This is a genomic window from Sphingomonas sp. GC_Shp_6 (assembly GCF_026540835.1).
GTDB lineage: Bacteria > Pseudomonadota > Alphaproteobacteria > Sphingomonadales > Sphingomonadaceae > Sphingomonas.
On record NZ_JALNUO010000010.1, the window covers coordinates 40,141 to 66,627 of the forward strand.

General features: G+C 68.8%; 29 protein-coding genes. 10 read left to right on the forward strand and 19 right to left on the reverse strand.

Annotation, left to right across the window (positions count from 1 at the left end):
- Positions 1 to 3: 3 nt before the first annotated feature.
- From OXQ95_RS12440 to OXQ95_RS12470, 7 genes are all read right to left on the reverse strand, one after another.
- Positions 4 to 1,521: an oligosaccharide flippase family protein gene (locus OXQ95_RS12440; RefSeq protein WP_267381832.1), complete on the reverse strand. Its 1,518-nt coding sequence runs from the start codon at positions 1,519 to 1,521 to the stop codon at positions 4 to 6.
- Between the two features lie 85 nt (positions 1,522 to 1,606).
- Complete coding sequence (polA, locus tag OXQ95_RS12445) at positions 1,607 to 4,372, reverse strand: DNA polymerase I (RefSeq protein ID WP_267381833.1); 2,766 nt, start codon at positions 4,370 to 4,372, stop codon at positions 1,607 to 1,609.
- Positions 4,373 to 4,429: 57 nt separating this feature from the next.
- Positions 4,430 to 5,539 (reverse strand): serine hydrolase, encoded by a 1,110-nt coding sequence (locus OXQ95_RS12450; RefSeq protein WP_267381834.1) that lies wholly within the window; start codon positions 5,537 to 5,539, stop codon positions 4,430 to 4,432.
- A gap of 130 nt (positions 5,540 to 5,669) precedes the next feature.
- On the reverse strand, positions 5,670 to 7,250 hold the full coding sequence (gene nadB / locus OXQ95_RS12455) for an L-aspartate oxidase (RefSeq protein ID WP_267381835.1): 1,581 nt from the start codon (positions 7,248 to 7,250) through the stop codon (positions 5,670 to 5,672).
- A gap of 185 nt (positions 7,251 to 7,435) precedes the next feature.
- A complete protein-coding gene (vapC, locus tag OXQ95_RS12460) occupies positions 7,436 to 7,846 on the reverse strand; it encodes a tRNA(fMet)-specific endonuclease VapC (protein ID WP_267381836.1) in 411 nt (136 codons plus the stop codon).
- Entirely contained in the window at positions 7,846 to 8,067 is a 222-nt protein-coding gene (vapB, locus tag OXQ95_RS12465) for a type II toxin-antitoxin system VapB family antitoxin (RefSeq protein ID WP_242097404.1), read from the reverse strand. Before vapB ends, vapC begins: the two co-directional genes overlap by 1 nt.
- Positions 8,068 to 8,134: 67 nt before the next feature.
- Complete coding sequence (locus tag OXQ95_RS12470; RefSeq protein ID WP_267381837.1) at positions 8,135 to 9,058, reverse strand: ABC transporter ATP-binding protein; 924 nt, start codon at positions 9,056 to 9,058, stop codon at positions 8,135 to 8,137.
- 77 nt (positions 9,059 to 9,135) lie between these two features.
- Here OXQ95_RS12470 and OXQ95_RS12475 point away from each other — a divergent pair, with 77 nt between their 5' ends.
- Together OXQ95_RS12475 and tldD are read left to right on the forward strand one after the other, a co-directional pair.
- The gene (locus OXQ95_RS12475) at positions 9,136 to 9,369 is read left to right on the forward strand and encodes a zinc-finger domain-containing protein (protein WP_242097407.1); all 234 of its coding nucleotides are present in this window, start codon (positions 9,136 to 9,138) and stop codon (positions 9,367 to 9,369) included.
- A gap of 19 nt (positions 9,370 to 9,388) precedes the next feature.
- Positions 9,389 to 10,810: a metalloprotease TldD gene (gene tldD, locus OXQ95_RS12480; protein ID WP_267381838.1), complete on the forward strand. Its 1,422-nt coding sequence runs from the start codon at positions 9,389 to 9,391 to the stop codon at positions 10,808 to 10,810.
- 7 nt (positions 10,811 to 10,817) lie between these two features.
- Here the strand turns inward: tldD and OXQ95_RS12485 are convergent, their stop codons facing one another.
- The gene (locus tag OXQ95_RS12485) at positions 10,818 to 11,108 is read right to left on the reverse strand and encodes a CcdB family protein (protein ID WP_267381839.1); all 291 of its coding nucleotides are present in this window, start codon (positions 11,106 to 11,108) and stop codon (positions 10,818 to 10,820) included.
- Positions 11,108 to 11,353, reverse strand: a complete 246-nt coding sequence (locus tag OXQ95_RS12490) for a type II toxin-antitoxin system CcdA family antitoxin (RefSeq protein ID WP_267381840.1) — start codon at positions 11,351 to 11,353, stop codon at positions 11,108 to 11,110. The genes OXQ95_RS12485 and OXQ95_RS12490 overlap by 1 nt, the downstream gene beginning before the upstream one ends.
- Before the next feature lie 51 nt (positions 11,354 to 11,404).
- Between OXQ95_RS12490 and OXQ95_RS12495 the strand changes: the two genes are divergently transcribed.
- The 3 genes from OXQ95_RS12495 (at position 11,405) to OXQ95_RS12505 (ending at position 13,559) form a co-directional block, all read left to right on the forward strand.
- Complete coding sequence (locus tag OXQ95_RS12495) at positions 11,405 to 11,608, forward strand: DUF2007 domain-containing protein (RefSeq protein ID WP_242097412.1); 204 nt, start codon at positions 11,405 to 11,407, stop codon at positions 11,606 to 11,608.
- A 140-nt stretch (positions 11,609 to 11,748) separates the two neighbouring features.
- Complete coding sequence (locus OXQ95_RS12500) at positions 11,749 to 12,087, forward strand: P-II family nitrogen regulator (RefSeq protein WP_242097413.1); 339 nt, start codon at positions 11,749 to 11,751, stop codon at positions 12,085 to 12,087.
- Positions 12,088 to 12,104: 17 nt separating this feature from the next.
- On the forward strand, positions 12,105 to 13,559 hold the full coding sequence (locus OXQ95_RS12505; RefSeq protein WP_267381841.1) for an ammonium transporter: 1,455 nt from the start codon (positions 12,105 to 12,107) through the stop codon (positions 13,557 to 13,559).
- 352 nt (positions 13,560 to 13,911) lie between these two features.
- Here OXQ95_RS12505 and OXQ95_RS12510 read toward each other — a convergent pair whose 3' ends face one another.
- The 5 genes from OXQ95_RS12510 to OXQ95_RS12530 all read right to left on the reverse strand — a co-directional run bounded on the left by OXQ95_RS12510 (position 13,912) and on the right by OXQ95_RS12530 (position 19,437).
- Positions 13,912 to 14,310: a hypothetical protein gene (locus OXQ95_RS12510; RefSeq protein WP_242097417.1), complete on the reverse strand. Its 399-nt coding sequence runs from the start codon at positions 14,308 to 14,310 to the stop codon at positions 13,912 to 13,914.
- Positions 14,307 to 14,735, reverse strand: a complete 429-nt coding sequence (locus tag OXQ95_RS12515; RefSeq protein WP_267381842.1) for a TIGR01244 family sulfur transferase — start codon at positions 14,733 to 14,735, stop codon at positions 14,307 to 14,309. The genes OXQ95_RS12510 and OXQ95_RS12515 overlap by 4 nt, the downstream gene beginning before the upstream one ends.
- A complete protein-coding gene (gene recQ / locus OXQ95_RS12520; protein WP_267381843.1) occupies positions 14,732 to 16,501 on the reverse strand; it encodes a DNA helicase RecQ in 1,770 nt (589 codons plus the stop codon). The genes OXQ95_RS12515 and recQ overlap by 4 nt, the downstream gene beginning before the upstream one ends.
- Before the next feature lie 24 nt (positions 16,502 to 16,525).
- Entirely contained in the window at positions 16,526 to 17,494 is a 969-nt protein-coding gene (locus OXQ95_RS12525; protein WP_267381844.1) for a hypothetical protein, read from the reverse strand.
- A 125-nt stretch (positions 17,495 to 17,619) separates the two neighbouring features.
- Positions 17,620 to 19,437: an ABC transporter ATP-binding protein/permease gene (locus OXQ95_RS12530; protein ID WP_267381845.1), complete on the reverse strand. Its 1,818-nt coding sequence runs from the start codon at positions 19,435 to 19,437 to the stop codon at positions 17,620 to 17,622.
- Between the two features lie 102 nt (positions 19,438 to 19,539).
- On the opposite strand from OXQ95_RS12530, the gene OXQ95_RS12535 reads away from it, so the two are divergent.
- Positions 19,540 to 19,770, forward strand: coding sequence for a hypothetical protein (locus tag OXQ95_RS12535; protein WP_267381846.1), 231 nt, complete (start codon positions 19,540 to 19,542; stop codon positions 19,768 to 19,770).
- On the opposite strand, the gene OXQ95_RS12540 is transcribed toward OXQ95_RS12535, so the two are convergent.
- The 5 genes from OXQ95_RS12540 to crtY form a co-directional block, all read right to left on the reverse strand.
- Positions 19,739 to 20,716, reverse strand: a complete 978-nt coding sequence (locus tag OXQ95_RS12540) for a phytoene/squalene synthase family protein (protein ID WP_267381847.1) — start codon at positions 20,714 to 20,716, stop codon at positions 19,739 to 19,741. The genes OXQ95_RS12535 and OXQ95_RS12540 overlap by 32 nt on opposite strands.
- Before the next feature lie 31 nt (positions 20,717 to 20,747).
- Entirely contained in the window at positions 20,748 to 21,329 is a 582-nt protein-coding gene (locus OXQ95_RS12545) for a TIGR00730 family Rossman fold protein (RefSeq protein WP_267381848.1), read from the reverse strand.
- 74 nt (positions 21,330 to 21,403) lie between these two features.
- Positions 21,404 to 21,844 (reverse strand): PAS domain-containing protein, encoded by a 441-nt coding sequence (locus OXQ95_RS12550; RefSeq protein WP_267381849.1) that lies wholly within the window; start codon positions 21,842 to 21,844, stop codon positions 21,404 to 21,406.
- A gap of 41 nt (positions 21,845 to 21,885) precedes the next feature.
- A complete protein-coding gene (locus OXQ95_RS12555) occupies positions 21,886 to 23,364 on the reverse strand; it encodes a phytoene desaturase (protein ID WP_242097431.1) in 1,479 nt (492 codons plus the stop codon).
- Positions 23,361 to 24,515, reverse strand: a complete 1,155-nt coding sequence (gene crtY / locus OXQ95_RS12560) for a lycopene beta-cyclase CrtY (protein WP_267381850.1) — start codon at positions 24,513 to 24,515, stop codon at positions 23,361 to 23,363. Before crtY ends, OXQ95_RS12555 begins: the two co-directional genes overlap by 4 nt.
- 136 nt (positions 24,516 to 24,651) lie before the next feature.
- Between crtY and OXQ95_RS12565 the strand changes: the two genes are divergently transcribed.
- The 4 genes from OXQ95_RS12565 (at position 24,652) to OXQ95_RS12580 (ending at position 26,427) form a co-directional block, all read left to right on the forward strand.
- A complete protein-coding gene (locus OXQ95_RS12565; protein WP_267381851.1) occupies positions 24,652 to 25,188 on the forward strand; it encodes a GNAT family N-acetyltransferase in 537 nt (178 codons plus the stop codon).
- Between the two features lie 10 nt (positions 25,189 to 25,198).
- Positions 25,199 to 25,942 (forward strand): sterol desaturase family protein, encoded by a 744-nt coding sequence (locus OXQ95_RS12570; RefSeq protein WP_267381852.1) that lies wholly within the window; start codon positions 25,199 to 25,201, stop codon positions 25,940 to 25,942.
- Positions 25,939 to 26,238: an alkylphosphonate utilization protein gene (locus tag OXQ95_RS12575; RefSeq protein WP_267381853.1), complete on the forward strand. Its 300-nt coding sequence runs from the start codon at positions 25,939 to 25,941 to the stop codon at positions 26,236 to 26,238. The genes OXQ95_RS12570 and OXQ95_RS12575 overlap by 4 nt, the downstream gene beginning before the upstream one ends.
- 63 nt (positions 26,239 to 26,301) lie before the next feature.
- Positions 26,302 to 26,427 (forward strand): hypothetical protein, encoded by a 126-nt coding sequence (locus OXQ95_RS12580; RefSeq protein WP_267381854.1) that lies wholly within the window; start codon positions 26,302 to 26,304, stop codon positions 26,425 to 26,427.
- Positions 26,428 to 26,487: the final 60 nt, after the last annotated feature.

Here is a 26,487-nt window from a genome sequence, read left to right on the forward strand (position 1 = left end):
TCCTCAGCGGGTGGGCGAGCCCTCGTACGGCAGCGTCGCCTCGTCCGCGCGCGGCACCGATCCGAACAACGCGCGATCGGCGGGGGCGAAGGCGAAGCGCCACAGGATGAACAGATAGGTGGCGGCGATGGCGGGCTCGCCGATCGCGAGCTCTGCCCATTCGTAGCGATGGGGCAGCGCGGTGAAGCAACTGCCCACTGCAACCGCCGCCAGCACCGCCCACAGCATCGGCCAGCGCCAGGGCGACACCGCGGCGGCCAGCAGCCGCGAGAGCAGCCGCATCTTGATGAGGCTGGTGCAGCCGAGCGACAGCATCAGCGCGACCGCCGGCCCCGCCGCCTGCCAGGCGGGCGGCCAGCCGAGCCGGCGCATCGCGAAGATCAGCGCCAGGCTCAGCGCGATCTGCACGCCAAGCATCGCCACCGAGATCATCAGGTTGCGGTGCCGCGCGATATAGACGAGCGCCGATTCGCTGACCGCGCCCGCCGAGGCGAGCACCTCGGCGATCAGCAGGAAGGCGAGCGCCGCGGTGCCCGCCACGAACTGGGGCCCGACCACGCCCATCACCGCTTCGCCCGGGATGGACCCCATGAGCGCGAGGCACCCCTGCGCCGCCATGATCCAGAACGCGACCTGGCGCACCTGCCGCGCGATCGCGCCGCGGTCGTCCACCGCCAGGCTCTGCGTGATGACCGGACCGAGGATCGGATCGAAGCTCGTCTTCAGCTTCTGCGGCAGCGAGGCGACCTGTTGCGCCATATAGTAGATGCCGACGATCTTGGGCGCGAACAACAGCCCGAGGATGAAGCGATCGACGTTGCGCGTGCCCCATTCGAGCGCATCGGCGCCTGCGAGCGGCACATTGGCACGCGTCAGCCGGGCGAGCGGCGCGATCCGCGGCTTCCAGCCCCGCGGCAGGCCATAGCTGCGCAGAAAGGGAACGAGGCTCGCGATCAGCGCCGCGCTCATCGAGGCGACATAGGACAGCACGAGGCCGTTGCGGATGGTGACAAACGAAAACGCCCAGGCGGCGATCGAGATCGTCCAGGGCTCCACCACCGCCCGCGCGGTGACGGTCGCCTGCACGTTCAGCCGATAGGCGAGCGCGGCGAGGCTCACGTCGGACCAGGCGACCGCGACGATGATGCACGGCAGATAGCGATCGAGCCCGCGCACCGCGGTGTTGGGATACATGATCTGCGGAAACAGCCACAGCACGAAGCTGGCCGCGATCGCCGCCAGGAACGCGACCGCCATCGCATCCCACACCACCATGTTGGCCGGCTGGTCGCTCGATGCGAGCGCCTGGGCGAGCCCGCGCTTCAGCCCCAAAGTCGCGACGAGCGCGGCGAGTTCCACCACCACGACCGCGATGGCGAAGCGCCCGACCAGATCGGGGCCGTAGATGCGGCCGGCGATGAACAGGAACGGGATGCGCGCGGCGAGGCGCAGCACGAACCCCGCGATGTTCGTCCGCCCGCCCTTGGCGAGCGTGTCGATATCCCCCTTGGCTTCGGTCATCGCCGCGCGGTCGCCACCGCAAAGCCGCGCCGCCGGCCGGGCTCGCGCGAGTCAGCCGGACGCGGCCGGCCGCCGCGCTGCGCCGTCAATGCGCCGCGCCCCAGCTCGCGCCGGTGCCGATCTCGATGCCGAGCGGCACCGACAAGGTGATCGCGGGTTCGGCCGCCGTCGCCATCACGCGTTCGATCACCACGCTTGCCGCCGCCACGTCCGCTTCGGGCAGTTCGAACACGAGTTCGTCGTGCACCTGGAGCAGCATGCGGACGTGACCCAATCCCGCCGCCTCCAGCGCGGGTGTCATCCGCACCATCGCGCGCTTGATGATGTCGGCGCAGGTGCCCTGGATCGGCGCGTTGATCGCGGCGCGCTCGGCGCCCTGGCGTTCGCCCTGCACCTTGGACTTGATCCGAGGGAAATGCGTCTTGCGGCCGAACAGCGTCGTGGTGAAGCCGCGCGCGCGGACCTCTTCCAGCGTTTCGGCGATATAACGGTTGATACCGGGGAAACGCTCGAAATAGGTGTCGATCATCGTCTGCGCCTCGTCCGCGCTCACGTCGAGCCGGCCGGCGAGGCCCCAGCGGCTGATGCCGTAGAGGATGGCGAAGTTGATCGTCTTGGCGCGCCCGCGCGTGTCGCGATTCACCTCGCCGAACAATTCCATCGCGGTCAGGCTGTGGATGTCGTCGCCGTTCGCAAAGGCGTCGCGCAGCGCGGGCACGTCGGCCATGTGCGCGGCCAGACGCAATTCGATCTGCGAATAATCCGCCGACAGGATCACATGGCCCGGCTCCGCCACGAACGCGTCGCGGATCTGGCGGCCGGTCTCGGTGCGGATCGGGATATTCTGCAGATTGGGATCGGTCGACGACAGCCGCCCGGTCTGTGCGCCGGTCAGGCTGTACGAGGTGTGCACGCGGCCCGTGGCCGGGTTTACCTGCGCCTGGAGCGCGTCGGTATAGGTGGATTTCAGCTTCGAGAGCTGGCGCCATTCGAGCACCTTGCGCACGATCTGCGCGCCCGGCTCCTCGGTGCCCTTCAGGTCGCGCGCGATGCGTTCGAGTTCGGTGACGTCGGTGGAATAGACGCCCGATTTGCCCTTGCGGCCACCCTTCAGCCCCATGCGCTCGAACAGCACGTCGCCCAACTGCTTGGGGCTGCCGATCGTGAACGCGCTGCCCGCCAGCGCATGAATCTCGGTCTCCAGCCCGGCGATCTGCTCCTGGAAGGTGGCGGAGAGGGCGGCGAGCTTCGCGCCGTCCACCTTGATTCCCAGCATCTCCATGCCGGCGACGACGGGGACGAGCGGCCGATCGACCATCTCGTACACGCGCGTCGCCTGCTCGTTCGGCAGCCGCGCGCGAAAGCGTTTCCAGAGGCGATAGGTGACGTCGGCATCCTCGGCGGCGTAGCGCGTCGCCGATTTCAGATCGACCTCATGGAAGCCGCGTTGCGTCTTGCCGGTGCCGACCACGTCCTTGAACGCGATGCAGCTGTGCGACAGATGCGTGGCGGCGAGTTCGTCCATGCCGTGGCCGTGCAGCCCGGCATCGAGATCGAAGCTCATCACGATCGTGTCGTCGAACGGCGCGACCGCGATGCCGAGGCGCCCGAGCACGATCATGTCGTATTTGAGGTTGTGCCCGATCTTGAGGACCGCCGGATCCTCCAGCAACGGCTTTAGCCGAGCGAGCGCGACGGCGCGGTCGAGCTGGACCGGCGTCTCGGCGAGCAGGTCGGTGGTGCCGTGGCCGAGCGGGATATAGCAGGCCAGATTGGGGTGAAGCGCCATCGACACGCCGACCAGCTCGGCACGCGTCGCGTCGACGCCCGTCGTCTCGGTATCGACCGCGATCCAGCCCTGGTGCCGCGCGACCGCGATCCAGCGATCCAGCGCATCCTCGTCCACCACCGTCTCGTACGCATCGTGATCGCAGGGCGGATCGGCCGCGATCGGCACGTCCGCGGGTGCGGCGACCGGCGCGTCGGCAACCTGCCCCAGCTTGGCGAGCAGCGTCTTGAAACCGTGATGTCCGAGGAACGCACGCAGCGGCGCGTCGGGAATGCCCTTCAGTTCGAGTTCGTCCAGCGGCTCGGGCAGCGCGACGTCGCAGCGCAGCGTCACCAGCGCGCGGCTGAGGCGCGCCATATCGGCATGCGCGATCAGATTGTCGCGCAGCTTGCCCGGCTTCATGCCCTCGGCCGCCGCCAGCACCGCGGTGAGGTCGCCATGTTCGAGGATCAGCTTGGCGGCGGTCTTGGGGCCGACGCCCGGCACGCCCGGCACGTTGTCGACGCTGTCGCCCATCAGCGCCAGCACGTCGCCGAGCTGGCCGGGCGCGATGCCGTGGAATTTCTCCGCGACATGTTCCGCGCCCAGCCGACGGTTGTTCATCGTGTCGTACATGTCGAGCCCGGGCTCGATCAGCTGCATCAGATCCTTGTCGCTCGACACGATCGTCACCGCCCAGCCCTGCGCCAGCGCCGCCTTGGCATAGCAGGCGATGATGTCGTCCGCCTCCAGCCCTTCGGTTTCGATGCAGGGGATGGAAAAGGCCCGCGTCGCGTCGCGGATCATCGGGAACTGGGGGACGAGATCCTCGGGCGGGGGCGGGCGGTGCGCCTTGTACTGGTCGTACAGGTCGTTGCGGAAGGTCTTCGACGATTTGTCGAGGATCACCGCCATATGGGTGGGGCCGTCGGCCGCATGCACCTCGTCGGCCAGCTTCCACAACATGCTGGTATAGCCATAGACCGCGCCGACCGGCTCGCCATGCTTGTTGGTGAGCGGCGGCAGCCGGTGATAGGCGCGGAAGATATAGCCGGAGCCATCGACGAGATAGAGGTGGGGCATCGCCGCCGATCTAGCGGATCGCGGCGCGCAGGACCACCCGATCCGAGGGGCCGCGGCTCAGTTCGCCGAACCGCCGCCGCCGGCGGCATAGCCCGCCACCGCGCTCGCCACCGCCTGGATCAGCAACTGGCGGTCGTGCATCGGGCGCCGCGTGTCGCCGATCATCACCGCCAGCGCATAGCGGCGGCCGTCGGGCGCGGTGAGCAGGCCGACATCGTTGAAGCCGGCGTTGCGCGCGCCCAGATCCTGGCCCGTGCCGGTCTTGTGCGCGATGCTCCACCCGGGCGGCAGCGCGGCGCGCAGCCGGGCGCGGCCGGTGAGCGAGGCGCCCATCGTGTCGAGCAGGATCCGCGTCGAGGTTTCCGACAGCAGCTCGCCGCGCGCCAGCCGCGCCAGCGCATCGGCGATCGCCACCGGCGCGGCGCCGTCGGGCGGATCGCCGACATAGGCGTCGAGCGCGGCGGCGCGCGCCTCGGGCGTCAGGCGCGCGCGCGCGATCTCGAAATTGTTGCCCTGCGCATAGGAGGGCTGCCAGGTCAGCCCCGCCGTCCGGCTTTGCAGCAGCCGTTCGCCGGGGCCGAAATGGATGTCGCCCAGCCGCTTGGCGGCGATCATCGCGCGCACCGCCGAGGGCCCGCCGACATAGGTGAGCAGCCGGTCGTTCGCGGTGTTGTCGCTCTGCGTCAGCGCGCGCGTCAGCAGGCCGCCGACGGTGGTGTGATAGCCATCGCCCTTCACCAGCATCGCCACCGGCTGGTGGAACAGCGTGATGTCCTCCGGCCGGACGACGATGGGGTCGTCCAGTCGCGCCTTGCCCGCGTCGCGCAGGCTGAGCAGCGTGATCGCCACCCACAGTTTCGAAACCGATTGCTGCGGCAGCAGCTGGTGGCCGCCCGCCTCCACCGTCCAGCCGGCATCGACCGCGCGCACCGCGATGCCCACCTTGCCCCCGAAATCCTGCCGCAACTGCGCGATCTGGCGCGCGAGCTGTTCGGGCGGGCGCGGGCCGGTGCGCGGGGCGGGCGGCGGCACCCGGATCGACACGACGACGGGTGTGTCGCGGCCGGGCGCGGCGCCGCTGGATCCCGGCCGCGACGACGATCCGCACGCGCCGAGCAGCGCCAGCATTCCGATCAGACCCAGACGGCCGAAGCCCTTCGACTGCATAATATTCCCGACGCAGCGCAACGTGGGATCGATCCTTATCGGTGGATCGACCATCCGGAACATGGCGCTGCGCCACTTGCGGCGAACCGCGCCACGCACGGGCTCAACCGAGGATCCGGCGCCCATGGCCTCATGGCACCAGCACGGTATCCACCGCCTCCGCCGCGGTTTCGGGCCAGTCGAGCGTATAGTGGAGCCCGCGGCTTTCGTGGCGGTGGAGCGCCGATCGCACGATCAGCTCGGCGGTCTGCAGCAGGTTGCGCAGCTCGATCAGATCGGGCGTCACGCGGAAATGGCCGTAATAATCCTCCACCTCATGCGTCAGCAGGCGGATGCGGGCCTGCGCGCGCTGCAACCGCTTGGTGGTGCGCACGATGCCGACATAGTTCCACATGAACCGGCGGATCTCGGTCCAGTTCTGCTTGATGACCACTTCTTCGTCCGAATCGGTGACGCGGCTTTCGTCCCATGGGCGGATCACGGGGACGGGCGGCAGCGCGTCCCAATGCGCGGCGATATGATCGGCGCAGGACTCGCCGAAGACGAAACATTCGAGCAGCGAATTCGACGCGAGGCGGTTGGCGCCGTGCAGCCCGCTCTCGGTGCACTCGCCCGCCGCGTACAGGCCGGGCAGGTCGGTGCGGCCGTCGCGGTCGATGACGATGCCGCCGCAGGTATAATGCTGCGCGGGCACGACCGGGATCGGCTGCGTCGTCATGTCGATGCCGAGCCCGATCAGCTTCTCGTAGATGTTCGGGAAATGCGCCCTCACGAATTCGGGCGGCTGGTGGCTGATGTCGAGATGGACGCAATCAAGGCCATAGCGCTTGATTTCGGCGTCGATCGCGCGCGCCACCACGTCGCGTGGCGCGAGCTCCATGCGCTCGGCGTCGTAATAGGACATGAAGCGCTTGCCCGTGGTCGGGTTGATGAGTCGCCCGCCCTCGCCGCGCACCGCTTCGGTGATGAGGAAGTTCTTGACCTCGAGATTGTAGAGGCAGGTCGGGTGGAACTGCATCATCTCCATGTTGCTGACCCGGGCGCCCGCCCTCCACGCCATCGCGATGCCGTCCCCCGTCGCGCCGCGGGGCGCGGTGGAGAAGAGATAGGTGCGGCCCGCGCCGCCGGTGGCGAGGATCGTCGCCTTCGCGGTATACAGATTGACGTGCCCGGTGCCGCGATCGACCGCATAGACGCCCCAGACATTGCCCGCGCCCGAATAGCGTTCCTCATGCCGCCCGGTGGCGAGATCGATCGCGACCTGATCGGGGACGAGGGTGATGTTGGGATGCGCCTCAGCCGCGCGTTGCAGCGCCTCCTGCACCGCCCATCCCGTCGCGTCGGCGACATGGACGATGCGGCGGTGGCTGTGGCCGCCCTCGCGAGTGAGGTGGAGCGCGTTTCCTTCGGTGGCGAAGGGGACGCCGAGCTGCGTCAGTCGCTCGATCGCGGCGGGCGCGCCCTCGACGACGAACTCGACGATGTCGCGGTCGTTGAGGCCGGCGCCGGCGACCATCGTATCCTCGACATGATGCTCGAACGTGTCGCCGGGTTCGAGCACCGCGGCGATCCCCCCTTGCGCCCAGGCGGTGGAGCCCTCGTTCAGCGCGCCCTTGGCGAGCACGGTGACCTTGAACCGGTCCGCCAGATTGAGCGCCGCGGTGAGCCCCGCCGCACCCGAGCCGACGATCAGGACGTCGCTCGTGCTCATGCCCGCGCGCCCGAAGTGGAGGGGGCGAAGTGGAGGAAGTGGAAGAAGTGGAGGACCGAACGCATGGTTCGACAGGTCCCCGGAAGGAGCGCGGATGCGGGGGTGCGGCGACGGCGTGGAGCGACGGTCATCGCGTCACCCTGCCACAGCGGAGGGGGCGTAGGACAGGGGGGAGATAAGGGGGCTCACACGGCGGCGGGCAGCCAATCCTCGCAGCGCAGCCCGTCCACACGGCGGAATTCGTCCAGATTGCCAGTGACGACGACAAGGCCGCGGCTGCGCGCATGCCCGGCAATGAGCACGTCGTAACCGCCGATCGATCGGCCTTCGCGTTCCAGCGTCGCGCGGATGTCGCCGGCATGCGCTGCCGCCTCGGCATCGAACGCCATGACCTCCAGCCGGCTCGCGAACCGCTCCACCTCCGTCCGGTTGTCGATCGGCCGTGCCGACTTCGCGGCGCCGTGCAGCAGCTCGGTCAGCACGATGGTCGAGATCGTCAGCCCGTCGGTTTCGGCGTTGAAGCGCGCACGGATGCTCTGCGGGCGATCGCGCAAGACCCGGATGCAGAGATTGGTATCGAGCATGTAGCGGAGCATCAGAAAGCTTCGCGATCCTGGGCCTCGGGCTGTTGGCGCTCGCCCAGATCGATGCCCGACGCGGCGAAGAAATCGTCCCATGTGCGATCGGCCGGAACGATGATCCGTCGCACCCCGTCGCGAAGGACGGCGACCTCGCGCACGCCATCGGGGAACGCCACATCCTTGGCGAGCCGCACCGCCTGGGATCGGTTGGAGAGAAACACCGTCGTCCGCGTCATCGTCTGCCTCCTCGCGCAATGTGGGACGCGCAAGGGGATATGTCAATGGGATATACTTCGTGGATGGTTACCCGTTCGATGCCCGCGTCAGGCTCAGGAACACGTCTTCCAGATCCGCTTCCTTGGTCGACACGTCGACGATCCCGAAGCCGCTGCCCTGCACCGCGGCCAGCACCTCGCCCGCGTTCACCCGGTCCTTGGAATAGGTGATCTCCAGCGTGCGCATGCCCTTCAACGCGATCTTCTGGAAACAGGCATTAGCGGGCACCGTCTCCACGTCGCGATCCACCGTCAGCGAGACGATCTTCTCCTGCGCCTTGCCGACCAGCTCGCGCGTCGGCTCGTTGGCGATCACGCGGCCATGGTTGATGATCGCGATCCGGTCGCAGAGCTGTTCGGCCTCTTCGAGATAATGCGTCGTCAGCACCACCGTCACGCCCTGGTCGTTCAAGGCGCGAACATAGGTCCAGAGCTGCTGGCGCAGTTCGATGTCGACGCCCGCGGTCGGCTCGTCGAGCACGAGCACGGGGGGCGAATGGACCATCGCCTTGGCCACCATCAACCGCCGCTTCATGCCCCCCGACAGCGTGCGGGCATAGGCGTTGGCCTTGTCCTCCAGATGCACCGCGCGCAGCAGCTCCATCGAGCGGCGCTCGGCCTTGGGCACGCCGTAGAGGCCCGCCTGGATGTTCAGCGTCTCGACCGGGGTGAAGAACGGATCGAACAGGATCTCCTGGTTGACGATCCCGATCGACGCCTTGGCGTTCCTGGGATGCGCGTCGATGTCGAAGCCCCAGATCGCGGCGCGGCCGCTCGTCTTGTTGACCAGCCCGGCCAGGATGTTGATGAGCGTCGACTTGCCCGCGCCATTGGGGCCGAGCAGCCCGAAGATCTGCCCGCGCGGCACGTCGAAGCTCACCCCGTCGAGCGCGCGCTTGCCGCCCGCATAGGTTTTGCACAGATTGTCGATGGCGATCGCGGCTTCGGTCATGACGGGGGAATAGGCGCGCCGGCGTGGACCCTCAACCGGTTATTGCCCGGCGGATGCACGCTTGCTATCGGGAGGCCATGCTGCCGCCTCCCGAACTCTCCCGCGTCTCGCAACCCCGCGTCGCCTGCGACGGGGCGACCGACATTCCCGGCGGCGCCGCGCTCGGTCATCCACGCGTGTGGCTGCAGATCGACGAGAGCGGCTATGTCGATTGCGGCTATTGCGACCGGCGCTTCGTGCTGATCGGTGGGCCGGCGGACGGGGTGGATCCGGCGACGCTGCCCGATCACGGGGATGGCGCGGGGCGCTGAGCCGCCTATATCGGCGGGCATGACCGATCCCCGCAGCTTTCTCTACCGCGACGCGCTCGATCCCGAGCAGGCGCAGGCGCTGACCGCCAAGGCGCTCGCCAACGCCGATGACGGCGAACTCTATCTCCAGTATCGCCGCTCCGAAGCCTTCGGGTTCGACGACGGCCGGTTGAAGACCGCGAGCTACGACACGCATTCGGGCTTCGGCCTGCGCGCCCTATCGGGCGAGACGACTGCGTTCGCGCATGCCAACGAGCTGTCGCCCGCCGCGATCCGCCGCGCTGCCGAGACGATGACGCTGATCGATCCGGCGAAGGGCGCGCGGCCCGCCCCGCCGCGCGGCACCAACCGGCGGCTCTACACCGATGCCGATCCGCTCGACCTCGTGCCGTTCGCGGACAAGGTGAACCTGTGCCAGACGATCGACGCCGCGGCGCGCGCGCGCGATCCGCAGGTGGCGCAGGTGTCGGTCAGCCTGTCGGGCAGCTGGAGCGTGGTCGAGATCGTCCGCGCCGACGGCTTCGTCGCGACCGACGTCCGCCCGCTGGTGCGGCTGAACGTGTCGATCGTGGTGGAGCGCAACGGCCGCCGCGAAACCGGCAGCTACGGGATCGGCGGCCGCTATCTCTATGACGATCTGTTCGCGCCCGAGACCTATGATCGCGCAATCGATGCCGCGCTGGCGCAGGCGCTGACCAATCTCGACGCGATCGCGGCGCCCGCGGGCGAGATGACCGTGCTGCTCGGGCCGGGCTGGCCGGGCATCCTGCTGCACGAGGCGATCGGCCACGGACTGGAAGGCGATTTCAACCGCAAGGGCACGTCCGCCTTTTCGGGCCGGATCGGCGAGCGCGTCGCGGCACCGGGCGTGACCGTGGTGGACGACGGCACGCTGATGAACCGCCGCGGATCGCTGTCGATCGACGACGAGGGCACGCCGACGCAGGAGAATGTGCTGATCGAGGACGGCATCCTGAAGGGCTATATCCACGATCGGTTGAACGCGCGGCTGATGGGGGTCGAACCCACCGGCAATGGCCGCCGCGAGAGCTTCCAGCATGCGCCGATGCCGCGGATGACCAACACCTTCATGAAGGCGGGCAACGACGATCCCGCCGAGCTGCTGTCCCGCATGAAGCGCGGCATCTTCGCGCGCGCGTTCGGCGGGGGTCAGGTCGATATCGTCTCGGGCAAGTTCGTGTTCAGCTGCACCGAGGCGTTCCTGGTTGAGGACGGCAAGCTGGGCGCGCCGATCAAGGGCGCGACGCTGATCGGCGATGGTCCCAGTTCGCTGACGAAGGTGCGCGGCATCGGCAACGACTTCGCGCTCGACGAGGGAATCGGAATCTGCGGCAAGGGCGGGCAGAGCGTGCCCGCGGGCGTGGGTCAGCCGACCCTGCTGGTGGACGGGCTGACGGTGGGCGGCACGGCGACCGGGTGAGCGCCGCTCAGTAACCCGAGATCAGCATGTCGAGCGCGGCCTTGATCCGAGATTCCTCGGCGGTCAGATTGGCGACGATGCCCTCGATATCGCGGACGGCGATGCTGCGGGCGAGCGGCGTCACCATCGCGAGGCGGCGGCCATCGATCGTGAAGACCGGCAGCAGGCGGTCGGGTGCCGCCGGATCGGGTGTTCGAAGCGGCACCACGAGGCGCGTCGCCAGACCGCTGAGCAGATCGGACTGACAATCGATCACGAGAACGTCGCCACGCACGCGACAGACGTCGAATTGAGCCACTATAGCGGCTCCAGATGCGCGAGCGGATCGCCCTCCGCTTCGTACCGGCGATTGAAGCCTTCGAGCCATTCGCGGTTGTCCTCGCGCCACATCTGTTCGCGTCGCCGCTTCGTCTCGATCCGCAACGCGTCTTCCGTGATCCGCGACAGGTTGAGCCCCGCCTCGCGCGCTGCGGCGATCACGCCCGTATCGATCGACAGATTGACGGATTTGCGCTTGCCGGCCGTTATGGGACCATGCTTCATGCGCTCGATGTATGCGCACGGTCTGCGCGCGTCAATCGGAGCGCCGACCCTATGAGCATCGCCGAACTCGGCCGTTTCAGCCGCAACGAAGCGCATATCCTTGTCGGACGGCTGGCCAGCGAAGGGATCGAGGCGATTGCGTTCGACGGCGAGACCTCGATCGGGGACGGCAGCTATCTGCTGATCCCGGTGCGCGTGATGGTGGACGATGCGGATCTCGCGGCGGCCAAGCGGATCGTCGCCGACGCTGCCTGATTTTCGGGCAGACCCGTCCGCCTGCCTAAAAAATTTACCGATCGTTCACGAATCCGCCGACGCTACGCCCCGAACCCCGGTCTGTCCCACTTGGCACGATGGTTGCTGGAGATGTTCCGGGACATAGGGAAGGGGCACCGGTGAAGCTGGTCATCGCCATCATCAAACCGTTCAAGCTGGACGAAGTGCGCGAGGCGCTGACCGAGATCGGCGTCGCGGGCATGACGGTCACCGAGGTCAAGGGGTTCGGTCGCCAGAAGGGCCAGACCGAGATCTACCGCGGTGCCGAATACAGCACCAACATGGTGCCGAAGATCAAGATCGAGGTCGTCTGCGCCGAGGCGCTGGCCGACCGCGTCGTCGAGGCGGTGCAGGCATCGGCCAACACCGGCGCGATCGGCGACGGCAAGATCTTCGTGCTCGACGTGGGGCAAGCGGTGCGCATCCGCACCGGCGAAACCGACGATTCCGCACTTTGACAGGATTGGGGGGACCAATGAAGCCGACACAGAAGATCGCGCTCGCGCTGGGCGGCCTTGGCGCTGCGGCGCTGCTGGCGCACCCGGCCTTTGCGCAGACGCCCGCCGGCGCGGTCGCCGGCCAGATCCCGAAGGCCAGCGTCGACAAGGGCGACACCGCCTGGATGCTCGTCTCCACGCTCCTCGTGCTGATGATGTCGGTGCCGGGGCTCGCGCTGTTCTATGGCGGCCTCGTGCGCACCAAGAACATGCTGTCGGTGCTGACGCAGGTGCTGATGATCGTCTGCCTGGTTGCGGTGATGTGGGTCACCTTCGGCTATTCGATGGCGTTCACCGGGCATAACGCGTTCTGGGGCGGCCTGTCGAAGGCGCTGCTGATCGGCGTCGACGCCAACAGCCAGGCGGCGACTTTCTCCAACGGCGTCTACATCCCCGAATATGCCTATATCTGCTTCCAGATGACGTTCGCGTGCATCACGCCCGCGCTCTTCGTCGGATCGGTGGCGGAGCGGGTGCGGTTCTCGCCGCTGATGCTGTTCGTCGCGCTCTGGGTCACGTTCGTGTATTTCCCGATCGCGCACATGGTCTGGTATTGGGGCGGCCCCGACGCGATCGCCGCCGCGGCGATGAAGGGCACCGCTGCGCTCGACGCGCAGAATCTCGACGCCGGCTGGCTGTTCCAGAAGGGCGCGCTCGATTTCGCCGGCGGCACCGTGGTGCACATCAACGCCGGCATCACCGGGCTGGTGATGGCGCTGCTGCTCGGCAAGCGCACCGGTTATCCCCGCGAGCCGATGCCGCCGCATTCGCTGACCATGACGATGATCGGGGCCTCGCTGCTGTGGGTGGGCTGGTTCGGCTTCAACGCCGGCTCCAACCTCGAATCCAACGGCGTCACCGCGGTGGCCTTCATCAACACCTTCGTCGCCACCGCCGCGGCCGGCCTGTCGTGGCTGCTGTGCGAACAGATCGTCCGCGGCAAGCCGTCGCTGCTCGGTGCAGCCTCGGGTGTGGTCGCCGGGCTCGTCGCGGTGACGCCGGCCAGCGGCTATGCCGGGCCGATGGGGTCGGTGGTGCTGGGCCTGATCGTCTCGCCGATCTGCTTCTTCTTCGTCGCCAAGGTGAAGACGAAGTTCGGCTATGACGACAGCCTCGACGTGTTCGGCGTGCACTGCATCGGCGGCATCACCGGCGCGATCCTGACGGGCGTGCTCGTCTCGCCGAAGCTCGGCGGCCAAGGTATCGCCGATTATGCGAGCAAGCCCGGCACGCTCGCGGTCGGCAGCTACGACATGCTGGCCCAGGTGTGGATCCAATGCCAAGCCGTGATCGTGACGCTCGCCTGGTCGAGCATCGGCGCGACCGTGCTGTACCTGCTGATCGACAAGACCTGGGGCATGCGCGCGTCGGTCGAGACCGAATATGACGGCCTCGACATCGCCGAGCATGGCGAGCGCGCCTACCATTATTGAAGCCATCGGGCGGGCGCCCCGCAAGGCGCCCGCCCCACGATGTTCCTCCTGCGGACACACCTGGCCGGTGCGGCGACGCACCGGCCTTTTTTTTTGGCGCGGCGGTGGGCTGGCCCGATCAGGGCCTCGCGAGCGATCGGGTTCACGCGAAGACGCGAAGACGATGCGTTTTGGGCCATCGGTCCTCAAACCCCTGGGCTCGTGACGATCATGACCGGGCGCAACAGCTTCGCGTCTTCGCGTCTTTGCGCGAACCCGGCGTTTTGGCCGGCATGCGCCGCGAGAGAAACGTCGCCGTGCCGGCCGCTGCGCAATATCCGAGCACGCATCGCGCCTGGGCGATGACGTCAGATCAGGGCGCCATCCGCCGCACGTCGAGCACGTCGACGCCCGCCAGCGCCACGTCGCCCAGCCGGCGGTCGCCCGTTTCCACGACGATCCCGCCGGCGGTCGAGCGGACCGCGCTCCAGCCGATTTCGTGGACCGCATGGCGCCGGCCCCGGCGGCGCAGCACGGCGAGGCGCGCATCTTCGCCCACCACCAGCGCGGCGGCGCCGTCGGCGCCCACCACCGCGTTGCGCGCGGCGAAGCGGGGCAGCGCGCTCTCGGCGGCGCTCGCCGCCTCTTCGGGGCTGTCGATCCGGTCGCCGCCGCGGCGCAGCGCCATGCGGACAAGGAGCCCGATCGCAAACAAGGCCGCCACCGCGAGCACCGCCAGCGCCGCGATGCTCGCACTGGGCGGCGCGGTCATTGGCCTCCCGCCAGCGCGTCGAGCGTCGGCCGGATGCCGGACAGGTCGTAGCCGGCCTGCTGCGCCTGCGTCACCAGCAGCTCGGGATTGCGCCCCGCCTTGGCCGCGGCCAGCGCCCACAGGTTGCACGAGCGCGTGCCCGAGCGGCAATAGGCGAGCACGGGACCCTCGGCCGCGACGAGCGCGTCCGCCATTGCGTCGAGCTGCGGGTGCGAGAAGCCGGCATGGGTCACGGGAATGGCGGTATAGGCGAGGCCCGCGGCCTCGGCCGCGGCGCGGATCGCGGCGCCGCTCGGCTGGCCGGGCTCCTCGTCGTCGGGCCGGTTGTTGATGACCGCCTTGAAGCCGGCGGCGGCGATCGCCGCCATATCCTCGGGCGCGATCTGCGGCGCGACGGCGATGCTCTCGTTGATGGTCCGGATCATGCCGCGTCTCGAATGACGTTGAGGAAGGCCTCGCCATAGGCGTCGAGCTTGCGCGCGCCAATGCCCGAGAGCACGCCCAGCGCCGCGCGGCTGGCGGGGCGCTGCGCCGCCATGTCGCGCAACACCGAATCGTGGAAGATCACATAGGGCGGCACGCCCGCCTCCTTGGCCAGCTCGCGCCGGCACGTGCGCAGCGCCTCGAACAGCGGATCGTCGACCGGGTTGGGCACCGCGCCCGCCACACCGCGCTTGCGGGGCACGCGCTTGGGCGGCACCACCACCGAAAGCTGCGCCTCGCCCTTCAGGATCGCGCGCGCGGCGGGGCCGAATTCCAGCCCGCCATGATCGTTGGCGCGCAGCGCGTCGCGCAGCAGCAGCGCGCGCGCGACCGGCTTCACCAGCGCCGCCTCCTCGCCCGCGGCGATGCCCCAGACGGACAGCGCTTCATGGCCGTTCATCAGGCTGCGCTCGGTCGAGGCGCCGGTCAGCACCTGTTCGATATAGCCGACGCCAAAGCTCTGGCCCGTGCGAAACACCGCGGAGAGGAATTTCCTCGCCACCTCCGTGACGTCGACGGCATCGGGGCTGCCCAGGCAATTGTCGCAATTGCCGCAATCCTCGGCACGGTCCTCGCCGAAATGCTTCAGCAGGATGCGGCGGCGGCAGCCGGCGGTCTCGACCAGCGCGCCGAGTGCCGCCAGCCGCACGCGCTCGCCCGCCTGGCGTTCGGGCTCCACCTCGGCGATGCGCTGGCGGGCACGGACGAAATCCTCCGCGCCCCAGAACAGATGCGCCACCGACGGATCGCCGTCGCGGCCCGCGCGGCCGGTTTCCTGATAATAGGCCTCGATCGACTTGGGCAGGCCGGCATGCGCGACGAAGCGGACGTCGGGCTTGTCGATCCCCATCCCGAACGCGACCGTCGCGCAGATCACCATGTCTTCGCTGGCGACGAAATCGGCCTGGTTCTTCTGGCGGATGTGCGGCTCCAGCCCGGCATGATAGGCGCGCGTCGGGCGGCCGGTGCGGCCCAGCGCCTCGGCCAGCTTCTCGGTGGCGGCGCGGGTCTGCGCATAGACGATGCCGGGGCCGGGCTGCGCCGCCACGATCGCGGCGATCTGCTGGTTGGTGTTGGCCTTGGGGCTGATCGCATAGCGGATATTGGGGCGATCGAAGCCCGAGACGATCAACCCGTCCTGCGGCAGCCCGAGCTGTTGCAGGATGTCGGCACGGGTATGCGCGTCGGCGGTGGCGGTCAGCGCGAGCCGCGGCACATCCGGAAACGCGTCCATCAGCGGCGCGAGCAGCCGGTAATCGGGGCGGAAATCATGGCCCCATTCGCTGACGCAGTGGGCCTCGTCGATCGCGAAGAGGTTCAGCGGCGCGCTGGCCAGCAATTCGCGGAACGACGCGGTCGAGGCGCGCTCGGGCGCGATATAGAGCAGATCGAGCGCGCCCGCCTTGAACCGCGCGATCGTCTCGCCGCGATTCTGGTCGACGCTCGTCAGCGTGGCGGCGCGGATCCCCACCGCCTCGGCGGCGCGGAGCTGGTCGTGCATCAGCGCGATCAGCGGCGAGACGACGACGCACGTCCCCTCCATCATCACCGAGGGCAATTGGTAGCAGAGCGACTTGCCCGCGCCCGTCGGCATCACCGCGAGCGTGCCCTGATGCGCCAGCACGCGATCGACCACCTGGCGCTGCACGCCGCGAAAATCGGGAAAGCCGAACACGCGCTGGAGCGTGGGAAGGGGATCGGGATGCATCGTCGCTTTAGGTAGCGATCCGCTTCACGATGTCGAGCGGTGCACGGCCGAGAGAATCGGATAGCCGAGCCGGTCGAGTACCGCTTCCGCCTCGTCGGCGAAATCGCGGTAGCGCGTCTCGGCCAAACAGCGCGCGGGTTCGGTGTGCTCGAATTGCGTGCATCGCGTCACCGGCGCGCCGCCGATTCGGCGGCGCAGGACCGCCATCGCTTCTGCTCCCGCGCCGATCCGGCTTGCGTCGGCGACATAGGCGATACAGGCACCCTTCGGCTCGGGGTTGCGCGTGTTCTCGCATGCGGCGCGGGCCTTGACCGCGTCATCGGCGAACAGGGATTTGAGGTTCGGATCTGCCGAGACGTCGCGGCTATTGCCATGGTCGAACGCGAAGACCCGCGGCGGCGCCCAGGTGCTCGCACACGATCCGAAACCGCAATCGAAGCGATCGTCGGCGAGGACGAAATCGGCGGTCCCGTGCCCCGAGCGATCGGTGGGGAAGGGCACGCGCGATACCGGATCCACGCGGCAGAAGGTGGCGTTGCCGCTACCGGCGGCGCCATGGTTCAGCCGCGCCGCGGCAAACCCCTTGGGCTCGGCATAGGCAATCTGGATCGACACGCATCCGCCGGATCCGCCGGCGTCCGTAAGGATGACGAGCGAAGGATGCGGATCGTGCGGCGACAGCCGGCCAACCGCATAGCGGAAACCCAGCCCCGGATCGCTGGTGATCCGCAAAGGCGGCGCGCCGTCCCGCGAGCGGACCATGGCGACGAGGTAGCGCGTATCGCCATCGGCATCGCCGAAGCAGGCGGGATGCCCCAGCCGCTGCGCGCCGCAGCTTGTCTCCGCGATGTCGATCCACGTCCCATCGACCGCGATCCGCCGATCCATGCCGGGCTCCGCTTCGACGAAGCGGTCGAGGGGGAAGGGTTCGGGATTCGGCGCTGCGCCGAGTAGAAGGCCGATCGAAAACAGCGCCGACCGACCACGCCACATTGCACCGCTCCTGAGGATCAACATGGCTTAACCGCATGCCCGCTTCGGTTCAACCGCGGAACGGCGCGGTCGTCCCGGTTTCGATCGACGCCCGCGAGCCAGCGTTTCCTCGCGGCGCGCCTGACCTACTCCGCCGCCAGCGCCTCCTCGCGCTCGTGCGCCTGGCGCGCCCACATTTCGGCATAGAGGCCGCCGCGGCGCAGCAGTTCGGCGTGGCTGCCGCGTTCGGCGATGCGGCCGGCGTCGAGGACGACGATCTGGTCGGCATGGACCACGGTCGACAGGCGATGCGCGATCACGATCGTGGTGCGGCCGCGCTCGATCCGGCGGAGCGTGTCGAGAATGTCCGCCTCGGTCCGACTGTCGAGCGCGCTGGTGGCTTCGTCGAGAATCAGGATCGGCGGGTTCTTCAGCAAGGTTCGCGCGATCGCCACGCGCTGCTTCTCGCCGCCCGACAGTTTCAGCCCGCGCTCGCCGACGCGGGTGTGATAGCCCTGCGGCTGGCGTTCGATGAAGCCGGCGATCGCGGCGCCGCGCGCGGCCTCCTCGATCTCGGGCATCTCGGCGCCTTCGCGGCCATAGCCGATATTGTAGCCGATCGTGTCGTTGAACAGCACCGTATCCTGCGGCACGATCCCGATCGCGGCGCGCAGCGACGCCTGGGTGACGCGCGCGATATCCTGCCCGTCGATCGTCAGCCGCCCCGCGGTCAGGTCGTAGAAGCGGTAGAGCAGCCGCGCGAGCGTCGACTTGCCCGCACCCGATGGCCCCACGATCGCGACGGTGGTGCCCGGCGTCACCACCAGATCGATGCCGCGCAGGATCTCGCGGCCGGGATCATAGCCGAAATGCACGTCCTCGAAACGGATCGCCCCCGGCCCCACCACCAGCGGCACCGCGTCCGCGGCATCGACCACGTCGGCGGGGGTGTCGATCAGGTCGAACATGCTGCCCATGTCGATCGCGCCCTGGCGGATGGTGCGATACACCATGCCGAGCAGGTCGAGCGGGCGGAACAGCTGCGAGAGCAGCGTGGACACGAACACCACGTCGCCCGCCGAGAATCGCCCCTGCGACCAGCCCCAGGCGACATAGGCCATGCCGCCGCCGAGCATCGCGTTGGTGATGAGCGCCTGGCCGACGTTCAGCCATGCGAGCGAATTCTCCGATTTCGTCGCGGCCTGCGCATAGGCGGACACCGCGTCCTCGTAGCGCTTGGCCTCGCGCGCCTCGGCACCGAAATATTTGACCGTCTCGAAATTCAGCAGCGAATCGACCGCATGCGCCACCGCGCCGGTGTCGAGATCGTTCATCCGCGTGCGCAGTGCGTTGCGCCAGTCGGTCACCCAGCGCGTGAAGGCGATATAGCCGATCACCATCACCACGGTGACCGCCGACAGCCCGATGCCGAAGCTATGCCAGAAGATGCCGAGCACCAAGGTGAGCTCGAGCACGGTGGGCGCGATGTTGAAGAGCAGGAAATACAGCATCGTATCGATGCTCTTGGTGCCGCGCTCCACCACCTTGGTGACCGCGCCGGTGCGGCGCTCGAGATGGAAGCGCAGCGACAGCGCGTGGAGGTGGCGGAAGACGTTGGCGGCCAGGCGGCGCGTCGCCTCCTGCCCGACGCGTTCGAAGACCGCGTTGCGCAGATTGTCGAACAGCGTGGTCGAGAAGCGCGAGGCGGCATAGCCGATCACCAGCAGGATCACGAGCGTGGCGAGGCTGCGGTCGCCGCTCGCCATCCGGTCGACCGCATATTTCAGCGTATAGGCCGAGCCGAACACCTGGACGAGCTTGGACGCCACGACGAAGACCATCGCCACGACGATCCGCGCGCGGAGCATCGGTTCTCCGGCGGGCCAGAGATAGGGCAGGAAACGGCGCAGCGTCGGCAGCAGCGGCTGGTCGGCGCGCGAAGAGGGGTGGGTTTGCGGTGGCATCTTCCGCCCATGTAGGGCGCGACGGCCCGTGGCGAAACCGTGACCGGCGGAACATCGCGCGCCGACATGCGCTTTTACCGACAGGCGGCGGGAGTTGGTGCGATGGGACCGATGGTCTTCGTGATGGCGATCATGGGTTGCGGCGACGGCAACGCCGCCTGCACCCAGGCCAGGATCGTCGCGACGCATTATGCCAGCATGGCGCAGTGCCGCGCCGCGCTGCCCGCACAGCTCGCGGAAAACAGCGATCTCTCCTATCCCGTGATCGCTGCCGATTGCCGCGCGAACGGGCCCTTGCTCGTCAAGGCCGAGGCGAAGGCGAACCGGGGCTGAGCACTGGACGGCGCCAAAGCCCCACCGGTCGCGGTGTCGGCGGATAGGTGCGCTTTCTTGCCGCGGCCCGGCGCGCCGCAGTGGCGATGAACCCGATTTTGGCAAGCGTCGACGTTCCCACCCGCTCGTCCCAGGCGCGCTCGCCCCGATCGGCCACATGGCGGCCGATCGCCCCATAGATCCCGGCGGCGGCCAGCACCGCCCAGGCCGAGCGGAACGTTAGGGCGGGCGTCCCGTAGCGCGCGCTCCGCTCGAAGGCCGCGGCCCGGTCGGCAAGACGCCGGGCGAGGATGGCGAGCGCGGGGCGGTGCTCGGGCGCCATGATCCGGTCGGCCGGGATCGCCATTCCGGCCAGCCAGTCGGCGGGCAGATAGCAGCGGCCGACCGCGGCATCCTCGCCGATGTCGCGCGCGATATTGGCGAGCTGGAAGGCGAGCCCGAGATCGCAGGCGCGGTCGAGCGTGGCGGCGTCGTCGGGATCGACGCCCATCGCCACCGCCATCATGCAGCCGACCGCGCCGGCGACATGGTAGCAATAGCGGTAGAGATCGTCCTCGGAGCGCGGGCGCCAATCCTCGGCATCGAGCGCGAAGCCGGCGATCAGGTCGCGCGCGAGCGCGGGCGGCATCCGCGTTTCGGCGGCGACGATCCGCAGCGCGTCGAACGGCGCATCGCCGACCACCCGCCCCGCAAGCGCGGCCTCGGTCTTGGCGGTCAGTTCGGCGAGGCGCGCCGGCGCGTCGTCGACGCGCGTCATGCCATGGCCGTGATCCTGCCCGTCGGCGATGTCGTCGCACGCGCGGCACCAGGCATAGAGCAGCCATGCGCGTTCGCGGGTCGGGGGATCGAACAGCCGGCTGGCCGCGGCGAAGCTCTTCGACCCGCGCGCGATCGATTCGCGCGCGGCGGCTACGGTCGCTTCGCGGGTGGGGAAGACTTGCCTCATCGTTCCCCCGTCTGCGCGGGGAAACGGCGCCTCACAGCTCGGCCGCCTTCATCGCCACGATCGGCCGCGCGGGCACATGCGCGGCCATCCGTTCCAGCAGCACCTCCAGCGTGTCCGCCACGATCAGCAGGTCGCGGTGTTGCGCACGCAGGAAGCCGACATCGCCCATCTTTTCCCAGAAGGCGACAAGGCCATCATAATAGCCCGCGACGTTCAGCAGACCCACCGGCTTGGCGTGATAGCCGAGCTGCGCCCAGCTCAGCGCTTCCCACAATTCGTCCATCGTACCGGTGCCGCCGGGGATCGTGACGAACCCGTCCGACAGCTCGGTGAACGCCGCCTTGCGCTCGTGCATGCCCGCCACGACGTGCAGTTCGGTCAGGCCGCGATGTGCCACTTCGGCGTCCACCAGCGCCTGCGGGATCACGCCGATCACGTCGCCCCCGGCGTCGAGCGCGGCATCGGCAACCGCGCCCATCAGCCCCAGCCGGCCGCCGCCATAGACGACGCCGATGCCGCGCTCCGCCAGCGTGCGGCCGATCGCGCGCGCGGATTCGATATAGACGGGATCGGCAGGGGTCGCGGATCCGCAATAAATGGCGAGACGTCTCATCGAGGCTGCGCTGGTCATGGCCGCAGCGCTAGGCGAAGCGTCGACGCCTCACAAGCGGCGCACGGCCGGGGCCGTCATCGGTACAGCGCGGTCACGTCCTGTTTGATGCCGTGCAGCCGGACGGTGCGGCCGTTCTCGCAGGCCGGGACCGCGATCAGCCGCATCCAGCGTTCCGGCCCGGTGACGGGCCGGATCCGCGCGTCGAGCGTGAAGCCGCGCCGGTGCCGGATGGCATGCGCGCGCAGCCGCTCCAGGACGGCGCGCGATTCCTCGGCATAGAGCGCCAGCGCTTCCTGGCGCCGCACCGCGATGCCGCGGGGCAAGCCGAAGATGTCGTACACCGCATCGGACCAGGTCAGCGCATCGTCGGGCAACGCGCATGTCCACGCCCCGGTCGTGGCCGCCTCCGCCGACGCCGGGCCCGATCCGCCAAGCACCAGCCCCAGCGCAAACCGCTGCCCCGATTCGGCGAGCGGCCAGCTATGGTGGAGCGGCAGGGGTTCGATCGGCTTCACCGGGGGTTTGTACCCGCAAAGGTCTTAACGGCGGGTTTGGCCTATCGTCCCTCTTCCAGCATCAGCGCCGCGGTGGCCTTCGCGCTGCCCACCACACCGGGGATGCCGGCGCCCGGATGCGTGCCGGCGCCGACGAAATAGAGGTTGGGGATCGCATCATCGCGGTTGTGGACGCGGAACCACGCGCTTTGCGTCAGCACCGGCTCCAGGCTGAAGGCGCTGCCGAGATGCGCGTTGAGGTCGGTCGCGAAATCCTTGGGCGCATAGCTGAATTTCGTCACGACCCGCTCGTGGATGTCCGGGATCAGGCGGCGGCCGATCTCGTCCAGGATGCGCTTTTCGAGGATCGGGCCCACCTCGTCCCAGTCGACCGGGAACTTGCCCATGTGCGGCACCGGGGCGAGCGCGTAGAAGGTCGACATGCCCTCGGGCGCGAGCGCCGGATCGGTGACGGTCGGATGGTGGAGATAGAGCGAGAAATCCTGGCTCAGCACGCCGTGATCGTAGATGTCGGCCAGCAGCCCTTTGTAGCGCGGGCCGAACAGGATCATGTGGTGCGGGATGCCGGGCCAGGTGCCCTTGATCCCGAAATGCACGACGAACAGCGACGGGCTGTACCGTTTGCGCTCCAGCCGCCCGCGCGTGCGCTGCGCGCTGCGCGAGGTCTTCAGCAGGTCGCGGTAGCTGTGCATCACGTCGGCGTTGGTCGCCACCGCATCCGCCGCGCCGTGCCAGCCGCTCGCGCACGTCACCCCCGTGGCTCGGTCGCCGAGCGTGTCGATCGAGACGACCGGATCGCCGAGCCGCAGCGTGCCGCCCAGCCGCTCGAACTGCGCGACGAGGCCCGCCACCAGCCGGTTGGTGCCGCCGCGCGCGAACCACACGCCGCCATCGCGCTCCAGCTTGTGGATCAGCGCATAGATCGCGCTCGTCGTCATCGGGTTGCCGCCCACCAGCAGCGTGTGGAACGACAGCGCCTCGCGCAGCTTTTCGGACTGAACGAAGCTCGACACGATCGAATAGACCGACCGCCACGCCTGATATTTGGCGAGCGCCGGTGCGGCCTTTATCATCGAGGCGAAGTCGAGGAAGGCGACATGGCCGAGCTTCTCATACCCCTCCTTGAACACGCCCGCCGAATAATCGAGGAACTTCAGATAGCCCGCCCAGTCCTCCGGATTGAGCTTCGTGATCTCCTGGCGCAGCAGCGTGTCGTCGTTGGTATAGTCGAAATTGGTGCCGTCGGCCCAGTTGAGCCGGTAGAAGGGGGTGACGGGCTCGAGCGTCACGTCCTCGGCCATGTCGCGGCCCGACAGCGCCCATAATTCGCGCAGGCACTCGGGATCGGTGATGACGGTGGGGCCCGCATCGAAGGTGAAGCCGTCGCGCTCCCAATAATAGGCGCGCCCGCCCGGCTTGTCGCGCGCCTCTACGATGGTGGTGGCGATGCCGGCGGATTGCAGCCGGATCGCGAGCGCCAGCCCGCCGAAGCCCGAACCGATGACGATCGCGGTCTTCATGCCCGGATCGCCTTGATCGCGCGGGCGATCGGGACCGGCGGCTTGCCGGTGAGGATGCGTGCCTTGTCCATCAACGTCGATCGTCCTGCATAGAAGCGCCCGATAAGCCCCGGCGACAGGCGGTAGAAGCGCTCGAGCACGCGGTATCGCTCCGCGGGTTCGGCCGCCTTGAACAACATCGTGTCGAGCATGCGGTAAAAGCCGCGGCGCTGCCATGTCTGCCGCGCGAAGCGGTGCATCGCGTCGTGAAGATCGAGCCCGGCGAAATCGCGCCGCGTCGCGATCAGCCGCGCGGTGCGCACCGCATCGGGCAGCGAATAGCCGGTCGTCGGATGGAACAGCCCGGCGCGCATCCCCGCCTTGGCGACGCGCGCACCGCCCGATCGCCAATAGGCCTCGAAATCGCCGCCCATCGCCACCGGCAGCACGCCCGATTCGGCATGGCCGCGCGCGGTGACGGTCCAGCCGGCGGCGGCGGCATAGGCCTCGATCCGGCCGTCCAGCGCCGCATGGTCGATCGCGGTCGTGTCGCTGTAATAGGTGTCCTCGACGAACATCCGGTCGGGCCCGAACGGCAGCAGATAGACGAAGCGATAGCCGTCGATCTGCGCCACGCGCGCGTCCATCACGGTCGGCCGTTCATGGCCGTGGGGCTCGGCCAGCACCAGTTCGCGGCCGACGAATTTCTGCCAGCCGCAATCGAGCAGCGAGAGATCGGCGGGGCCGCGGGCGTCGATCACGCCCGTCGCCTCCACCCGGTCGCCGTCCGCCAGCACCACCGCGGTGGCCGATGCGCCCAGCACCTTGCGGCCCAGCATCAGCGCGTGCGCCGGCAACGCGGCGCGCACCGCCTGGTCCAGCCCGGCGCTGAAGACCGAATAATAGGTCGCATCCACGCGGCGCGCATGGTGCGGGAACGCCACCTCATAGCCGCGCCAGGCATGCGCGACGATCGGCGCCAGCAGCGGCCGGTCGCGCGCGTCGATGTCGCTGCCGAAGAACGACCAGACATGGTTGCCGCCGATCCGGTCGTCGCCCTCGATCAGCCGCACGACGAGGGCGGGATGGCGCGCCTTCAGCGCCAGCGCGATCAGCGCGCCGGCAAGCCCGCCGCCGACGATCGCGACGTCGCAAGGAAGCGTGGAGGCCATGCGCCCGTCTAGCGCGCGCGGGGCGGCTTGCGCAGGCCCAATCGTACGCGCCGGTGACTCAGGTTATATTCGCACCGACCAGACCCGGTTCCGGCGGGGGATGGCGCCGGCGCCGCGCCGCGCTAGCATGGCGCCGATGCACGCGCCCACGCTCACCACCGCCCGCCTGACGCTGACGGCCTATACGCCCGACGACCTGGAGGAATGCGCCGCGATGTGGGCGGAGCCCGCGGTCTATACGATGATCGGCGGGAAGCCGCGATCGCGCGAGGAGGTGTGGATCCGGCTGTTGCGGTCGATCGGGCAATGGGCGGCGTTCGGCTATGGCTCCTGGGTGGTGCGCGCGCGCGACGACGGCCGCTGGATCGGCGAGATGGGGCTGATCGAGGCGCGCCGCGCGATCGTCCCCGCGATCGACGATGCGCCCGAGGCGGGGTGGACGATGACCGGCGCGGCGCACGGCCGGGGCTATGCGCGCGAGGGGCTGGCCGCCGCGCTCGGCTGGGTCGATGCGCGGGGCCTGGCGCGGACGCGCTGCATCATCGATCCGGGCAACGCGCCCTCGCTCCGCCTGGCGGCGCATCTCGGCTATGCACCCTGGGCGGAGGGGCAATATCACGACAAGCCGATCCGCATCCTCGAACGGATGGCGGGCGCGGGCGCAAAGGCGTAAGGGCGCGGGGATGACGCTCGCACTGATCCTCTCCGCGCTGGCGATGACGGTGATCGTGGGCGTGCGCTATCTGATCGTCTCCGGGCTCTTCGCCTGGGGCACGCGCGCGCGGCATCCGGGGCTGTACCGCGGGCTCGATCGGCAGATGCGGCGCGAGATCGGCTGGAGCCTCGCCTCGGCCGCGATCTACGGCGTGCCCGCGGGGCTGGTCGCCTGGGGTTGGCAGAATCGCGGATGGACGCGGATCTATACCGATCTCCACGCCTGGCCGCTCTGGTACTGGCCGCTGTCGGTGCTGCTCTACCTGCTCGCGCACGACACCTGGTTCTACTGGACGCATCGCTGGATGCACCGCCCCAAGCCCTTCCGCATGGCGCATGCGGTGCATCATGCGAGCCGTCCGCCGACCGCCTGGGCGGCGATGGCGTTTCATCCGATCGAGGCGTTGACGGGGGCATTCGTCATCCCCGTGCTGGTGTTCCTGATCCCGATCCATATCGGCGCGCTGGCGGTGGTGTTGAGCGTGATGACCGTGATGGGCGTCACCAACCATATGGGGTGGGAGCTGTTTCCGAGGGCGCTGTGGGCCGGGCCGCTCGGCGGCTGGCTCATCACCGCGAGCCACCACCAGCGCCATCACGAGCAATATGGCTGCAATTTCGGCCTGTATTTCCGGATCTGGGACCGGATCTGCGGCACCGACAAGGGGCTGGGCGATTTCGCCCGCGCGCATGCGAAGGCACGACGGACATGAGCGACGGCGACTATGTGTATGACGAGGCGAGCGGCGAATGGATCGCCGCCGGCAGCGTCGCGGCACCGGCGGACGACGCCGGGGTGGTGGTGCGCGATTCGGTCGGCAACGTGCTGACGGACGGCGATCAGGTGACGCTCATCAAGGATCTGACCGTGAAGGGCGCGGGCCAGACGCTGAAGCGCGGCACGCTCATCAAGGCGATCCGCCTGACCGGCGACGCGCAGGAGATCGACTGCAAGTTCGACGGCATCAAGGGCCTCGTCCTGCGCGCCGAGTTCGTCCGCAAGCGCTGATGTCATCGCGCCGGCAAAAGGTGTAAGCCCTATCGGGGCCTCCCGCCCCGAAGGACGTCCGCGATGGCCAAGGGCCAGATGAAATCGAACAAGGAAGTGCGCAAGCCCAAGGCCGTCAAGCCGCCCAAGGGCAATGCCTCCAACCCCACGACCAAGGGCAAGCCCGCGACGCCGCCGACGTCCGACTGATCCGCCGGACACCCGGAGCCCTGCGGTGCGTTTCCCTCCGACGGCGCGCGTACCGCGTCG

Coding starts and splice junctions, on each gene's coding strand:
- OXQ95_RS12440 (WP_267381832.1), bottom strand. CDS start 1,521: ATGACCGAAGCCAAGGGGGATATCGACACGCTCGCCAAGGGCGGGCGG.
- OXQ95_RS12540 (WP_267381847.1), bottom strand. CDS start 20,716: ATGAGGCAAGTCTTCCCCACCCGCGAAGCGACCGTAGCCGCCGCGCGC.
- OXQ95_RS12515 (WP_267381842.1), bottom strand. CDS start 14,735: ATGATCCGGACCATCAACGAGAGCATCGCCGTCGCGCCGCAGATCGCG.
- OXQ95_RS12475 (WP_242097407.1), top strand. CDS start 9,136: ATGCTGCCGCCTCCCGAACTCTCCCGCGTCTCGCAACCCCGCGTCGCC.
- OXQ95_RS12530 (WP_267381845.1), bottom strand. CDS start 19,437: ATGCCACCGCAAACCCACCCCTCTTCGCGCGCCGACCAGCCGCTGCTG.
- OXQ95_RS12525 (WP_267381844.1), bottom strand. CDS start 17,494: ATGTGGCGTGGTCGGTCGGCGCTGTTTTCGATCGGCCTTCTACTCGGC.
- OXQ95_RS12505 (WP_267381841.1), top strand. CDS start 12,105: ATGAAGCCGACACAGAAGATCGCGCTCGCGCTGGGCGGCCTTGGCGCT.
- OXQ95_RS12450 (WP_267381834.1), bottom strand. CDS start 5,539: ATGCAGTCGAAGGGCTTCGGCCGTCTGGGTCTGATCGGAATGCTGGCG.
- OXQ95_RS12575 (WP_267381853.1), top strand. CDS start 25,939: ATGAGCGACGGCGACTATGTGTATGACGAGGCGAGCGGCGAATGGATC.
- OXQ95_RS12470 (WP_267381837.1), bottom strand. CDS start 9,058: ATGACCGAAGCCGCGATCGCCATCGACAATCTGTGCAAAACCTATGCG.
- polA (WP_267381833.1), bottom strand. CDS start 4,372: ATGCCCCACCTCTATCTCGTCGATGGCTCCGGCTATATCTTCCGCGCC.
- OXQ95_RS12555 (WP_242097431.1), bottom strand. CDS start 23,364: ATGAAGACCGCGATCGTCATCGGTTCGGGCTTCGGCGGGCTGGCGCTC.
- OXQ95_RS12570 (WP_267381852.1), top strand. CDS start 25,199: ATGACGCTCGCACTGATCCTCTCCGCGCTGGCGATGACGGTGATCGTG.
- OXQ95_RS12510 (WP_242097417.1), bottom strand. CDS start 14,310: ATGACCGCGCCGCCCAGTGCGAGCATCGCGGCGCTGGCGGTGCTCGCG.
- vapC (WP_267381836.1), bottom strand. CDS start 7,846: ATGCTCCGCTACATGCTCGATACCAATCTCTGCATCCGGGTCTTGCGC.
- recQ (WP_267381843.1), bottom strand. CDS start 16,501: ATGCATCCCGATCCCCTTCCCACGCTCCAGCGCGTGTTCGGCTTTCCC.
- OXQ95_RS12545 (WP_267381848.1), bottom strand. CDS start 21,329: ATGAGACGTCTCGCCATTTATTGCGGATCCGCGACCCCTGCCGATCCC.
- nadB (WP_267381835.1), bottom strand. CDS start 7,250: ATGAGCACGAGCGACGTCCTGATCGTCGGCTCGGGTGCGGCGGGGCTC.
- vapB (WP_242097404.1), bottom strand. CDS start 8,067: ATGACGCGGACGACGGTGTTTCTCTCCAACCGATCCCAGGCGGTGCGG.
- OXQ95_RS12490 (WP_267381840.1), bottom strand. CDS start 11,353: ATGAAGCATGGTCCCATAACGGCCGGCAAGCGCAAATCCGTCAATCTG.
- OXQ95_RS12495 (WP_242097412.1), top strand. CDS start 11,405: ATGAGCATCGCCGAACTCGGCCGTTTCAGCCGCAACGAAGCGCATATC.
- OXQ95_RS12580 (WP_267381854.1), top strand. CDS start 26,302: ATGGCCAAGGGCCAGATGAAATCGAACAAGGAAGTGCGCAAGCCCAAG.
- tldD (WP_267381838.1), top strand. CDS start 9,389: ATGACCGATCCCCGCAGCTTTCTCTACCGCGACGCGCTCGATCCCGAG.
- OXQ95_RS12565 (WP_267381851.1), top strand. CDS start 24,652: ATGCACGCGCCCACGCTCACCACCGCCCGCCTGACGCTGACGGCCTAT.
- OXQ95_RS12535 (WP_267381846.1), top strand. CDS start 19,540: ATGGGACCGATGGTCTTCGTGATGGCGATCATGGGTTGCGGCGACGGC.
- crtY (WP_267381850.1), bottom strand. CDS start 24,515: ATGGCCTCCACGCTTCCTTGCGACGTCGCGATCGTCGGCGGCGGGCTT.